This window comes from Acinetobacter sp. RUH 2624 (genome assembly GCF_000162375.2).
In the GTDB taxonomy this organism is placed as follows: Bacteria; Pseudomonadota; Gammaproteobacteria; order Pseudomonadales; family Moraxellaceae; genus Acinetobacter; species Acinetobacter nosocomialis.
Map to the genome: position 1 here is coordinate 2299009 of NZ_KI391939.1, position 13951 is coordinate 2312959.

Annotated in this window: 15 protein-coding genes; 7 read left to right on the forward strand and 8 right to left on the reverse strand. The window is 38.5% G+C overall.

The annotated features are described in order from the left end of the window. Positions 1-51: 51 nt before the first annotated feature. Together HMPREF0014_RS17345 and HMPREF0014_RS17350 are read right to left on the reverse strand one after the other, a co-directional pair. Positions 52-576 (reverse strand): YecA family protein, encoded by a 525-nt coding sequence (locus tag HMPREF0014_RS17345; RefSeq protein ID WP_001274941.1) that lies wholly within the window; start codon positions 574-576, stop codon positions 52-54. Positions 577-649: 73 nt separating this feature from the next. After that, positions 650-856 (reverse strand): hypothetical protein, encoded by a 207-nt coding sequence (locus HMPREF0014_RS17350; RefSeq protein ID WP_000099358.1) that lies wholly within the window; start codon positions 854-856, stop codon positions 650-652. 358 nt (positions 857-1214) lie between these two features. On the opposite strand from HMPREF0014_RS17350, the gene rpoD reads away from it, so the two are divergent. From rpoD to HMPREF0014_RS17380, 6 genes are all read left to right on the forward strand, one after another. Further along, on the forward strand, positions 1215-3101 hold the full coding sequence (rpoD, locus tag HMPREF0014_RS17355) for an RNA polymerase sigma factor RpoD (protein WP_004885483.1): 1887 nt from the start codon (positions 1215-1217) through the stop codon (positions 3099-3101). A 97-nt stretch (positions 3102-3198) separates the two neighbouring features. Beyond that, positions 3199-3486 (forward strand): DUF493 domain-containing protein, encoded by a 288-nt coding sequence (locus HMPREF0014_RS17360; protein ID WP_002051390.1) that lies wholly within the window; start codon positions 3199-3201, stop codon positions 3484-3486. 183 nt (positions 3487-3669) lie between these two features. Next, entirely contained in the window at positions 3670-4323 is a 654-nt protein-coding gene (gene lipB, locus HMPREF0014_RS17365; RefSeq protein ID WP_006580402.1) for a lipoyl(octanoyl) transferase LipB, read from the forward strand. A gap of 80 nt (positions 4324-4403) precedes the next feature. Further along, positions 4404-4937 carry a hypothetical protein gene (locus HMPREF0014_RS17370; RefSeq protein WP_006580401.1) on the forward strand — a complete coding sequence of 178 codons (534 nt, stop codon included), beginning with the start codon at positions 4404-4406 and terminating at the stop codon, positions 4935-4937. A 1-nt stretch (position 4938) separates the two neighbouring features. Next, positions 4939-6123 carry an iron-containing alcohol dehydrogenase gene (locus tag HMPREF0014_RS17375; protein ID WP_004712246.1) on the forward strand — a complete coding sequence of 395 codons (1185 nt, stop codon included), beginning with the start codon at positions 4939-4941 and terminating at the stop codon, positions 6121-6123. 265 nt (positions 6124-6388) lie between these two features. Beyond that, positions 6389-7774: an APC family permease gene (locus HMPREF0014_RS17380; RefSeq protein ID WP_009501482.1), complete on the forward strand. Its 1386-nt coding sequence runs from the start codon at positions 6389-6391 to the stop codon at positions 7772-7774. 37 nt (positions 7775-7811) lie between these two features. Here HMPREF0014_RS17380 and HMPREF0014_RS17385 read toward each other — a convergent pair whose 3' ends face one another. After that, positions 7812-8372, reverse strand: a complete 561-nt coding sequence (locus HMPREF0014_RS17385) for a flavodoxin family protein (RefSeq protein ID WP_002051305.1) — start codon at positions 8370-8372, stop codon at positions 7812-7814. 115 nt (positions 8373-8487) lie between these two features. On the opposite strand from HMPREF0014_RS17385, the gene HMPREF0014_RS17390 reads away from it, so the two are divergent. Then, the gene (locus HMPREF0014_RS17390) at positions 8488-8868 is read left to right on the forward strand and encodes a helix-turn-helix domain-containing protein (RefSeq protein ID WP_002051473.1); all 381 of its coding nucleotides are present in this window, start codon (positions 8488-8490) and stop codon (positions 8866-8868) included. A gap of 59 nt (positions 8869-8927) precedes the next feature. On the opposite strand, the gene HMPREF0014_RS17395 is transcribed toward HMPREF0014_RS17390, so the two are convergent. The 5 genes from HMPREF0014_RS17395 to lolA form a co-directional block, all read right to left on the reverse strand. Next, positions 8928-9401 carry a tRNA (cytidine(34)-2'-O)-methyltransferase gene (locus HMPREF0014_RS17395; RefSeq protein WP_002051239.1) on the reverse strand — a complete coding sequence of 158 codons (474 nt, stop codon included), beginning with the start codon at positions 9399-9401 and terminating at the stop codon, positions 8928-8930. 76 nt (positions 9402-9477) lie between these two features. Next, on the reverse strand, positions 9478-10851 hold the full coding sequence (cysG, locus tag HMPREF0014_RS17400) for a siroheme synthase CysG (protein ID WP_004885476.1): 1374 nt from the start codon (positions 10849-10851) through the stop codon (positions 9478-9480). A 67-nt stretch (positions 10852-10918) separates the two neighbouring features. After that, the gene (gene serS / locus HMPREF0014_RS17405) at positions 10919-12190 is read right to left on the reverse strand and encodes a serine--tRNA ligase (RefSeq protein ID WP_006580400.1); all 1272 of its coding nucleotides are present in this window, start codon (positions 12188-12190) and stop codon (positions 10919-10921) included. 118 nt (positions 12191-12308) lie between these two features. Next, positions 12309-13097, reverse strand: a complete 789-nt coding sequence (locus HMPREF0014_RS17410) for an RsiV family protein (RefSeq protein ID WP_004885474.1) — start codon at positions 13095-13097, stop codon at positions 12309-12311. Between the two features lie 132 nt (positions 13098-13229). Continuing rightward, complete coding sequence (gene lolA / locus HMPREF0014_RS17415; RefSeq protein ID WP_002051355.1) at positions 13230-13925, reverse strand: outer membrane lipoprotein chaperone LolA; 696 nt, start codon at positions 13923-13925, stop codon at positions 13230-13232. Between the last annotated feature and the right edge of the window lie 26 nt (positions 13926-13951).

The window sequence follows — 13951 nt, forward strand, 5'->3', positions numbered from 1 at the left end:
ATAATAAAAAACGCCCTAGAAAGGACGTTATTTATTATTTCTTCTAATAAATTAATTTGGAGTATGGTACATCAAATATAATTCATTCAAATTATCTGGAATTTCTTCTGCCAGTTCATCCATTAACTGTCCATTGCGACGGAAAGACTCCATTTGTGGATCTTCTTCATCAATTCCACTAAAAACCATGATCGGTAAAGTCAAATCAACCAATTGTTCTTCATACTCAGGAGCAAACCATGCCTCTTCATTTAAGAACATTGCATCAACAAACCCTACACTCCAATCGCCTAGGCTTGATTCAACATCAGCTTCTTCAACTTCAAATGGAAATTCAATCCCATTTTCATTTGCTAAATCTTGACGAATCGACTCTAGCCAAACCTTGATTTGCTGAATAATTTCTGCCGGAACCTTTTTCTGGTTACCTTCGAATAATTCATCTAACCAGCGGTCAAACTGAGGGCCTACTGCAATTGCACACAAAAAACCATGAGTTGCAGCAAAGTCTAGACCATACTCATTGTGGTCTCCATCTAGATATTCACTTAACTGGTCTAAATCTAATGCACTCATTGTGTTACCTGACTTTAAAAAGAAATTGACGATAGCATAGCACTTAAGCCGACGATGCCCTATTTAGTTTTGATTAGTCTTCATCATCAAGATCATCATCGTCTAAATCATAATCGAAATCTTTTAACTCACGCTCTAAACGGCGCTGTGCCAATAGATCATCAATTAATCTACGTTTTTCCAACGATTCTTTTGCACTGATTTTGCCTGATGACTCATCAAAACCGACATCATCATCATCGCCGTAGTTATCATCTAGTTCAAAATCTGTAGAAGACACTAAAACTACCTCATAATGAAAAAATGTGAATGGGTCTAGCCGCTATTTATCTGTCTTACTTTTCCTTGTCAAGTTTTATTTATATTTTTTTCATTTAATTGCTCATTTGTACTTTTTTTCGCCCAAAAAATTGTGTATTTATAAAACAGCACAGTCTTTTGATAATCGAAGATTTCTACAAATTTTTCTATGATTTAAACTTGAAAAAAATGATTTTAGCCCAATATTCAAAAAATAGTCGTGAATTCAAAGATATTTTTTATTTAACGGTCACCGATCAAAGCCGAAACATTTCAAGCAAATTGTGCTATCATGCACGGTTTTTCACTGCCACAGATTCAACAAAGAGTAAGCAAAGATGAGCGATATGCATTCCCCTACTTCTCAAGTAGCGGCTCTGATTAGCCGAGGCAAAGAACAAGGTTACTTAACTTACGCTGAGGTTAACGATCATCTGCCGGACTCGATTACTGAAAGCGAACAGATTGAAGACATCATCCAGATGCTTCAAGACGTTGGTATTCCTGTACACGAGCGTGCACCTGAATCTGACGATACCATGTTCGGCGAGTCAGCTGACGCAACTGATGAAGTTGCTGAAGAAGAAGCTGCTGCCGTACTTGCATCTGTTGAAAATGAGCCTGGACGTACGACAGACCCTGTACGTATGTACATGCGTGAAATGGGTACAGTAGAACTATTAACCCGTGAAGGTGAAATCAGCATTGCTAAACGCATTGAAGAAGGGATTCGTGATGTCCTAAACTCAATCGCTTACTGGCCAAATGCTGTTGAGGTTGTATTAAAAGAATATAATGATTTTTTAACTGGCGAACGCCGTCTTGCCGATATTTTATCTGGTTATTTAGACCCTGAAACTGATGAAGATATTCCTGAAGTTTTAGAAGAAGTTGAAGAGCTTGAGGAAGAAGACGAATCATCTACAAAGTCAACGAAAGAAGTTAAGCTTGATGATGACGATGAAGAAGAAGAGTCTGAAGGTGATGACGACTCTGAAGGTGATTCAGGCCCAGACCCTGAAGTTGCAAAAGTTCGTTTTGCTGAATTAGAAGCTGCATGGGCTCAAACTAAAGCTGTGATTGAAAAACATGGCCGTAATAGCCCTGAAGCAAATGAAGCTCTTGAGTCTTTAGCAACCGTATTCATGATGTTTAAATTTACTCCACGTTTATTTGACATCATTTCAGAAATGATTCGCGGAACTCACGAGCAAATCCGTGCCAACGAACGTGAAATTATGCGTTATGCAGTGCGTCGTGGCCGTATGGATCGTACTCAATTCCGTACATCTTTCCCTAAACACGAATCTAATCCAGCTTGGTTAGATGAACAAATTGCTAAAGCTCCTGCAGAAATCAAGGTTCATTTAGAAAAAGTTCGTCCAGATGTCTTAGCATTCCAGCAAAAAATTGCAGATATTGAGAAAGAACTTAATTTAAGCGTTGCTGAAATTAAAGATATTTCTAAACGTATGGCGATTGGTGAAGCCAAAGCACGTCGTGCGAAAAAAGAAATGGTAGAAGCTAACCTTCGTTTGGTAATTTCGATTGCGAAAAAATACACCAACCGTGGTTTACAGTTCCTTGACTTGATTCAAGAAGGGAACATTGGTTTGATGAAAGCCGTAGATAAGTTTGAATACCGTCGTGGTTATAAATTCTCGACTTATGCAACTTGGTGGATTCGTCAGGCAATTACCCGTTCTATTGCAGACCAAGCACGTACAATTCGTATTCCTGTACATATGATTGAAACGATTAACAAGATTAACCGTGTCTCTCGTCAATTGTTACAAGAAATGGGCCGTGAACCTACTCCAGAAGAGTTAGGTGAACGTTTAGAAATGGATGAGGTCAAAGTTCGTAAGGTTCTTAAAATTGCTAAAGAACCAATTTCAATGGAAACTCCAATCGGTGATGATGAAGATTCGCATCTTGGGGACTTTATTGAAGACCAGAACATCACTTCTCCAATTGATGCTGCGACTTCAGAAGGCTTAAAAGAAGCGACTCGTGAAGTTCTAGAAAATTTAACTGAACGTGAAGCTAAAGTATTAAAAATGCGTTTTGGTATCGATATGCCAACCGATCATACTTTAGAAGAAGTGGGTAAACAGTTTGATGTAACACGTGAACGTATTCGTCAAATCGAGGCGAAAGCATTACGTAAATTACGTCACCCTTCTCGTTCTGAACACTTGCGTTCTTTCTTAGAGAATGACTAAGTTTTGAAATCTTGAAATTTCGACACTAGTCCCAATTTAATAGAAAGAGCTACAAACGCCTGCGATGATGCAGGCGTTTCACATGATGAGGTTACTTATGTTAGACCGCACTCCATCTCGCGAACTCCGTGAAGACCTTTGGGTATTTCCAATGGACTATCCAATTAAACTCATTGGCGATGCGGGTGAAGAATTACGTATAGCTGTAGTTGATATTCTAGTAAAACATTTTCCTGACTTTGACCAATCAACGTTAAAAGTACAAGAATCTCGTACAGGCAAATACCATTCATTAACCGCACAATTACGCTTTGATGAATTGGAACAAGTTCATGCTTTGTATGCAGACTTGGCTGCTTGTCCGCAAATAAGAACTGCACTTTAATTTTAAGATGCCATGACAACTTTAATGTCATGGCATTTTTATTTATAACAACCTTATTATAAATAATCACAAATATTTAGAATCGTTTAAGCAAAATACTTTAAACTCATCAAGAGCATATTCTCATAACTTAATATTGTGAGACTGCCCTTCTGTTTAGTACATCGCACAGGAAAATGTTTAATGAGCCTTGATAAACCCACTTTGATTATTCGTCAGTGGAACGATTTACAAGATTATCAAAGCAAATTCGAATTGATGAAGAACCTGACCAATCAACGTGATGAAAACACAGCAGACGAGCTGTGGTTGCTCCAGCATCACGAAGTCCTTACTCAAGGACAGGCTGGAAAACCAGAGCATATTCTAATTCCATCGAATATTCCTGTCGTTCAAACTGACCGTGGTGGGCAAGTGACATGGCATGGACCAGGCCAACTGGTTGCTTACTTTATGTTTGATCTTAATCGGCTAAAGTGGAATGTACGTACATTGGTTAGTTTTGCTGAACAATTTATGATTGATGTTTTAAAGAAATATAATATTGAAGCATATGCAAAACCTGATGCTCCAGGCGTATATGTAAATGATAGAAAAATTGGTTCCTTAGGTTTCAAAATTCGTCGTGGTCGTAGTTATCACGGTTTAGCCCTAAACTTGGACTGTGCTCTAACTGGTTTTCAAACTATTAACCCTTGTGGTTATGCAGGTTTAGAAATGGTTCGCATACAAGATTTAGTGACTCCATATCCATCATTTGAGCAACTTTGTCAGGACTTTATTGAGTATATTAAGGCCTCTGGGTTCTTTAATGACCCTGAAGTCAAAATTGAATAAATGATTTTGAGATGGAATAAAAATAGATTAGAGTAATTACTCTAAATTTGCTTTTGCATAATTTTAAGAAGGGATAGCAAGTGATTTCGACAAAAGCTGTAAAGCCCACTCTGCAACTTGCCTATGTTAAGCTCATGATGGATGTTGTTGGTCGTGGCTTAGTCATGGCGAGTCAAGTAGATAGTGAAATACAAGAGGAAGTGTCCAAATTTCCTGTTCACTTTGTACTTTCAATGAATGTCTTCCCAAATGGACCAGCATTTTTTGCCCGAGTGACAGAAGATAAACAATTAGAGCTGCTAAAAAGAGCGGAAAAAAAACCTGATTTAACCATTACATTTAAGCATGTAAGCCATGCTTTTTTGGTTTTTACTTTTCAGGAAAATACAGCGCAAGCATATGCAAATGATCGAATGATTGCCGATGGAGATGTATCCGCAGGAATCCGTTTTGTTCGCTGCTTAAATAAGTTGGAAATTCTTATCTTACCTAAATTGGTTGCCTCATTAGCAGTCAAGCAATATCCAACCGAACTTACCCTAAAAGAAAAATTCAACGAAGCTGCAAATATTTATTTAAAAGTAGCTAAGTCTTACTTCAAGCGGAGCGCATAACATGGCTAAACCATATTACGAATTCTTTTGTCCTGTAAAAGTTATTGCCGGTAATGCTGCATTAGAACATATTCCGTTTGAACTCGCGACCTTGGGTGCAAAACGTCCTCTTATCATTACCGATAAAGGTGTACGTGCAAATGGCTTATTAAATCCTATTGAAGCTGCATTTAGCACAACTGATGCTGTTATCGCTTATATCTTTGACGATGTTCCACCTGATTCAAGTCTTGAAGTCGTTCGCCTTGCAGCAGAAGCTTATCGCACCAATAAATGTGACGCGATTATTGCTGTGGGTGGAGGCTCTGTTATTGATACCTCTAAAGCAACTAATATTTTAGTTTCAGAAGGTGGAGATGACCTTCTTCAATATTCAGGCGCACATAACTTACCAAAACCCCTAAAACCATTTTTTGTTATTCCAACTACATCAGGTACAGGTTCGGAAGTAACTATGGTGGCCGTAGTTTCGGATACACAAAGAAATGTCAAATTAGCATTTACTTCTGCGTATCTCATGCCACACGCAGCTATTTTAGATCCGCGCATGACATTAACTTTACCTCCCCACCTAACAGCAATGACAGGTATGGATGCGTTAACCCATTGTGTTGAGGCCTATACATGCTTGGCAGCAAATCCACTCAGTGATGCCTATGCAAGTGCAGGTATCAAAAAGATTAGTGAAAATCTATTCAATGTCTTGGAAAACCCAAATGACTCACAAGGGCGTTTAGAGCTAGCACAAGCATCGACTATGGCTGGTATTGCTTTTTCTAACTCAATGGTAGGACTTGTACATTCGTTAGGTCATGCTTTAGGTGCAGTTGCTCACCTCCCTCATGGCCTATGTATGAATTTATTCCTACCTTATGTGCTTGAATATAACAAACAAGTTAATGGGCAGAAAATTAGTGAGTTACTATTACCACTTGCAGGTGCTGACATCTATGCCCAGACTCCTGCCAATCAACGAGCAGATAGAGCAATTGCAACAATTTTAGCAATGCGTGATCGCTTATTTAGTTTAACTAAATTACCACGTACTTTGCGCGAAACTGGCAAGGTTACTGAAGCACAGCTTGATGAAGTTGCAGAAAAAGCACTAAATGATGGCTCTATTATTTTTAACCCTAAAGAAGCAAGCTTAAAAGATATACGTGAGATCTTACAAAAAGCTTGGTAATTTAAGTTTTAGCTAGCTCAAGTAAAAACTTAAAGGTCTGATTTTTATAATAAATCAGACCTTTTTTATATCTATGAATTTTTATTCATCATTTTATTTGGAAATATGGCAAAAAATTTGCTAAAAATTCCACGAAAGTACTGACAATTTGCATCAATTTAGGATAGATTGGCGCACTTTATCTTTTATGTAGGGGGGATCGTTCGTCTCAAACGATCCTTAACACCAAGCTGATCCTTGATCAACGATTATGAGGATAACGCCGTTGACAAACTTATCTGGGACTAAACCAACAGCTAAACTTCAAAAGAATCTTGTGCTATGGCACATTATTATTATTGGTTTAGCTTATATTCAGCCATTAACTTTATTTGATACTTTTGGTTTAGTATCAGAACGAAGTGGTGGTCATGTACCTACTTCTTATATTTTTGCCTTAGTTGCAATTTTATTGACGTCGATCAGTTATGGACACATGATCAAACGCTATCCTTCTTCAGGATCGGCATATACCTACGCCCAAAAGTCAATTCACCCTAATGTTGGTTTTATGGTGGGTTGGTCATCTTGGCTAGACTATTTACTTTCACCACTCGTCAATATCATTTTGGCCGATATTTATTTAAGAGCATTGTTTCCGGAAGTAAATAATTGGTTATGGGTTATTGGCTTAACTGCATTAATGACTGTGATTAACTTATTCGGCGCACGTTTCGTTGCTCGTTTTAACAGTACAATTGTAGTTATTCAACTTGGTGTTATCTTTTACTTTGTTTATCAAGTATATACCTTGCTTACTCAAGGGGTATATGCTGATGGCACGCTGAATCCAGATAAATCAGAGCTATGGTCACTCACTCCTTTTTGGAATGATATGACTTCTATTAGTGCTTTGATTGGTGGTGCAACAGTACTGTGTTTTTCTTTTACAGGTTTTGATGCTTTATCTTCACTTGCCGAAGAAACAAAGGATGCTGAAAGAACGCTGCCAAAAGCGATTTTCTCAACAGCATTACTTGCTGGTGTCATCTTTATTATAAGTACTTACTTTATCCAGTTATATTTTCCAAGTAACCCAAATACTTATTTTAAGCCATTAGATGAATCACAACCTGTGATGGTTGCAGCAATTGGCAGTATTGCCTTTAAAACGTTAGTTTTATATTTTGCTGTAGTTGCAGTTATGGCATCGGGTATTTCAGCACATGCTGGTGTATCTCGCTTAATGTATGTAATGGGTCGTGATGGGGTTATCAATAAAAAGTTATTTGGTCATATTAGCCCAAGACTACATACACCAACTTACAACATTCTTATCGTTGGTGTAGTTGCATTGTCTGCTGGCTTTTTAGACCTTGAACATATTGTTAACTTAATTAGTTTCGGGGCCTTAACTGCTTTTAGTTTTGTGAACTTCTCTGTAATTTCGCGTTATGCGCTTAGAGATGGTAAAAACAAATCTATTAAAGATATTATTAATTACATTATCGTACCAACGCTTGGCTTTGCCAGCGTGTTCCTAATGTGGTTGGAGATCGACAAGCTTGCTTTACAAATCGGCTTGGCTTGGGCAGTGGTTGGTGTAGGTTATCTTGCTTACAAAACCAAAGGCTTTAAATACAATGCTCCTCAACACAACGAGCATGAATAATAAAAAAGGCGCTTAAAGCGCCTTTTTTATGGACTTATTATCCAAATATTTTATTTACAATACCTTGTACGCGTTTTGCATAAAGTTTTGCTGTTTCCAAATCCCCTGTTGGAATCTCATCTACACTTGCGTCTGATGGCGACTGAACAAGCAAACCTACCGAACCACCTAGGTTATTAACATCTTCACGTTTTGCATTTTTAGTATTTGCTGGTAACAGACCCAAGCTCACCCAAATACCACCGTGTTGTGATGCTAAAGTTTGTAATTGGATAAGCGTAACTTGCTTATCACCATTTAGACTTGCACTGTTGGTAAAGCCTGCAAATACTTTATCTTCCCAACCACGTGTAAACCAAACTTTTGAAGTTGCATCAGCAAATTTTTTAAACTGCCATGGTGCTGTACCCATGTAAGTCGGAGCACCGAAAACAATACCTTTTGCATTGTTTAATGTTTCCCAATCTTGCTCAGTAATATTACCTTCCTGATCAATCTGGATAAGTTGAGCATTAATTTCATTAGCAAAAGTTTCAGCAACTACTTTCGTGTGGCCATAACCAGAGAAATATACAACCGCAATATTAGAATTAGACATGGGAGGAACCTGTGTTTTATTAAATTCTGTTTTATGATATATTTTAGAAACTAGGTGTCAATTAGTTACCATATGGTAACTAGTATATTTTTTTAGAAATAAGTAGGTAAATGGTATGAGTGAATGTCTAAAATATAATATTTTTCAACAACATTGCCCTGCTCGTTTATTTTTTGAAAAAATTGCAGATAAGTGGGTTTTACTCATCTTAAATATTCTTGAGGAAGAAACTCAGCATTTCAATTTACTCAAAAAGAACATTCAAGGTATTTCACCTAAAGTCTTGTCACAAAAGTTAAAAATGCTAGAAAGAGATGGCTTTATCGAACGAAAGATTCAAGACACTTCACCTATTCGTGTTGACTATTCACTTACACCCTTAGGCCAAAATGTCGCTTCAATGGCATTCCAGTTAAAAGAATGGGCTGAAACAAACATCGAACAAGTTTTAGCAGCACAAATCATGTATGACGAAAAAATACTAGAACAAGCTTAAATTAAAATTAGATCAAAAAAATAAGGCCACCTAGGGCCTCATTTTTTGTATTTAGGAAACTAACCTAAATTTTTAAAACCTTGCTGACGCCATGCTTCGTAAACAATCACTGCAGTTGCATTAGACAAATTCAAACTTCTAGAGTTTTCAGCCATGGGTAACCGAATCCACTGCTCTTGAGGGAACATCAAGCGAACATGCTCAGGCAAGCCGCGTGTTTCTGGCCCCATCAGTAAAGCCACAGGTCGATTCAAATCAACTGTATGCGGAGTTGCAGAACCCTTCGTCGTTAGAGGAAAGACATGCTCAACACCTTTTGACTTTAAGTCTGCGAGGCATGCTTCAATATTGTCCCAAATCTGCATTCTTGCCCATTCATGATAATCAAGCCCCGCACGTTTAAGCTTTTTATCATCAAGCTCAAAACCTAAAGGCTTAACCAAATGCAATTGAGCCCCTGTATTCGCGCATAGTCGAATAATATTCCCTGTGTTTGCAGGGATTTCAGGCTCGTATAGAACAACATGAATCACTTAATTACTCACTTAAATTACTTGTTGGTTAGCTTAGGCAATAGTTACATCTCTTTTGTAGATAGTAATTGGCCTACTAATTCCACTGTAACTGTTCGCGCAAACGTACGACCTCACCAATAATTGTGAGAGTCGGCGCATGAATTTGATGTTCTGTCACTTTAGATGCAATATCAGCAAGTGACCCCACCACAACCTTTTGTTCAGGGGTTGTACCCTTTGAAATTAATGCGACTGGCATATCTGGACGCTGTCCGTGTGCAATCAGTTGCTCACAAATACGTTCCAAGCCCACTAAGCCCATATAAAGAACTAAAGTCTGGTTCTCATATACCAGCTCATTCCAAGGAAGCTCAGGAGAACCTTCTTTTAAATGACCAGTTAGAAAACGTACACTCTGAGCATAGTCACGATGAGTGAGCGGAATACCAGCATAAGCTGAACAGCCTGACGCTGCCGTAATGCCCGGAACCACCTGAAATGGTACACCAGCTTGGAACAATTCTTGGATCTCTTCGCCACCACGCCCAAAAATAAACGGATCACCGCCTTTTAAACGACAAACACGCTTTCCTTGTTGAGCATATTCAACGAGTAAAGCATTGATCCCGTCTTGAGGAACAGAATGATTTGAGCGAGCTTTACCAACATATATTTTTGTCGAGTCTCGACGGCATAATTCTAAAATGGGTTGAGATACCAAACGATCATAAATAACTACATCAGCTTGTTGCATTAAACGCAAAGCTTTTAAGGTAAGCAGTTCAGGATCACCTGGACCTGCACCCACCAAATAAACTTCACCTTTAGGTGCTTTCCACTCCAGCAATGCTTGTTCAAGCATGCTATCTGCAACATCACGATTATCGTTAAAAACCTGCTCTTTTAAGGGACTTGCATACAAGTTTTCCCAAAAAATACGGCGTTCATCAGGATTAGAAATTTTTTCTTTAACCTGATTTCGCCATTTTCCAGAAAATTCCGCTAACTTCCCCATTCCATGCGGAATGGATGTCTCTAACTGTGTACGGATTTGACGAGATAAAACAGGAGACGTCCCATTTGAAGCAACCGAAATCACTAAAGGTGAACGGTCAATAATCGCAGGAACCATAAAGCGGCAATGTGGAATATCGTCAACACTGTTTACAAGTAAATTACGTACTTCACATTGCTCAAAGACTGTTTTATTGACTTGCGGATCGTTAGTCGCAGCAATGACTAAACGATAGGGTGTACTTAAAAACTTCTCAGAGAAAACTTCAGCAAAATGCTGACCGCTTGTTGCTGTTACTAATTGCAGAAGCTGCTCTTCAATTTCAGGAGCAACAATATCTATTATTGCCCCCGCCTTAGCTAATAAGGTTGCCTTGCGTAAAGCAATATGCCCTCCGCCCACAATCAGACAACGTTGCTGCTGCAACTTCAAAGAGATTGGAAAAATATCCACCTTAAACCTCTACATCAATCATCTGATTATGTTTAAGCAAAAAACGTGCACAATTTAGATGCAAAGTTTAGTCAATAAAAGTTGCACCACCCATATATGGGCGTAATACTTCTGGAATCTCGATTGAGCCGTCTTCACGTTGGTAATTTTCCATTACTGCAAGCAAAGTACGTCCTACTGCAAGACCTGAACCATTTAGCGTATGCACTAATTCAGTCTTCTTCTGATCCATACGGAAGCGTGCTTTCATACGACGCGCTTGGAAATCACCCATATTAGAGCAGCTTGAAATCTCACGATATGTATTTTGGCTTGGAACCCATACTTCTAAATCGTAAGTTTTCATCGCACCAAAGCCCATATCACCACCACAGAGCAAAATTTTGCGGTATGGCAAACCAAGTGCCTGCAAAATGCCCTCAGCATGTGCAGTAAGTTCTTCAAGGGCCTGCATAGACGTTTCTGGTTTAACGATTTGCACCATTTCAACTTTATCAAATTGGTGCTGACGGATTAAACCACGTGTATCACGGCCATAAGAACCAGCTTCACTACGGAAACATGGTGTATGCGCTGCATATTTTAATGGTAAACGGTCTGCGTCAATAATTTCATCACGAACAAAGTTAGTGACTGGAACTTCAGCTGTAGGAATAAGGTAGTATTCTTTTTCACCTTGAAGTTTAAATAAATCTTCTTCAAATTTTGGTAATTGTCCTGTCCCACGAAGTGAGTCAGCATTAACCAAATAAGGCACGTATGCTTCAGTATAGCCATTCTTTAGAGTATGGGTATCAAGCATAAACTGAGTTAAAGCACGTTGTAGACGCGCTAAAGGCCCCTTCAATACGCTGAAACGTGAACCAGTGAGTTTGGTCGCAGTCTCAAACTCTAGTCCACCCATCCACTCGCCTAAATCAGTATGATCTTTGATTTCAAAATCGAACTGACGAGGTGTACCCCATTTTGAGATTTCAACGTTATCACTCTCATCCTTACCAGCTGGCACAGATTCATCCGGTAAGTTTGGAATGCTAAGTGCTTTTTGCTCAATCTCGTTTTGTAGTTCTGATAAAGCAACTTCAGCTGCTTTAATCTCATCACCAATCGCCTGCATGCGTGCCATGATTTTAGAAGCATCGCCACCGGATTTTTTAATCTGACCCACTTGTTTAGCACCGGCATTTCGCTCTGCCTGTAACTTTTCAGTTTTTGATTGCAAGTCTTTACGGCGAGTCTCTAAAGACGCCCATTCTTGAACGTCTAACTGAACACCACGTTTTGCCAAAGCTGCATTAACGACTTCAATATTATTTCTGAGTAACTTAGGGTCGATCATAATTAATCATAATATGGGTAAAAAACTGGCTATAGTGTAAGCCCTTAACACTAAAAAATATAGTGATCATCTTCATATCGAATAGCTTTCACACAATTCTAAGAAGAGACCTCATATTTTACATGTTGTAGTTTGGCACACTCGGTAAATACTCAGGTTTAATGAACTTAGCTGCCTCAGAATATGGCAGTATTAATTCAGTCATTCCTTCTGCATAAGAAGCTAACTCATAGACAGGATAGACAAAAACAATCCCATTGGCACCATAATAGTAATTATCACTTAGTTGCAGTTTTTCACGGCTAATATTGTGGTCTTGAAGCCAGTTCGTATTCGCATCAAAAAGTGCATCAACGAGTTGCTTTTCAACATCTGGCTTAAGGAGTTCCGCAACAGTAATGTGTTTTTTATTTAATAAATCAAAATTTACAAATTCTTGATGAGACATGCCATGTGCTGCACCCGCAGAGTATGAGTATGTCTGTAAGGCAAAGGTTGCAAGATTATAATTTTGTCCCAAATAACGGACATAAATTGCACTTTGACTTGAGCTCGGCTCCCCTTCTGGTACCTCGACAGGTTTATCAGCCAAGTTTGCAAAAGCATTCGGGTCTGCTTTTTTTATACGGTTCGTAAAATAATCATTAATCCATTTTTGATTGGTTTGTACTGTCTGAAAATCATATTCAGTACAGCCATCTTCAAGACAAACTTTAGATTTTGGTAATTTGACTGGAATTACTTTTGCCTGAATCACTGGAACTTCTGCTTGTTTTTGTTCTTTTACTGAAGCACTAGATGCAGGTTGCTCATCTTTAGCTGCAGATTTTGGCTGACAACCACTTACTGCCGCCATGGCAGCCACCATAGGAAGAATGAAAATAATTTTCTTATCGTAAAGTCGCATGTTAATCCCCGTGTAATCTGTTTTATCACTATACAAAGCGTAGGAATAAGACGGGGTTAAAAAATGTATCTAGGATTGATATATAAAAAGAAAGCCACCCTTTTAGGTGGCTTTCTTAACGAAGCACAATAATTATTGATCAATAATATCTGTGCCTTTTGGTGGTGTAAAATTAAAAGTTGAAGCTGGAATTGAGGCATTCACTTTTACATTATTAAATTTCACGTAAGTGGTTTGACCTAAAGAATCTTGTAATACCATTAACGTAGGTGCTTTGTTGGCACCAAAACTAATAGTTAAGCTTTGGAAAGCTCCATCTTCTTTTTTCGGGAATAAAGTGAAATATAATTTAGATTTATCTGGCTGAGTCACTCGGTAAGACTTCATGATTTGACTAGTATTACCAGAGAGCAATAAAGCTGGAGTATCGGCTACTTGCGAATCTAAGCTTTGACGTACAGCTTGCTGTAAATCAGGGTCATAAATCCATACTGTTTTACCACTTGTCACAATAGTTTGTTTAGACGGACTCACAGTTTCCCAATAAAATTTCCCCGGACGTTCAACTTTCATTGAACCTTTAAATGTCTGGTTCATATGCTGAGCACCTAGACCTTTTTTCTGTGCTACAGCTTTTGTATTTGCTTTGGTTGTTTGTTCAAAATCAGCAGTTAAACGCTGTAATCCTGATAACTGATTTACCAGGTTCCCAATTGCCTGTTGCTCCGGTGCTGCTACTGGTGCAGCAAACGCTGTAGTACTCATTACAGGAGCAAGCACTGAGGCGCTGAGTGTAATAGCACACATGGTTTTACGAAGCATATTCATGTCATCACCTTTTTAGTTGCTGTAAG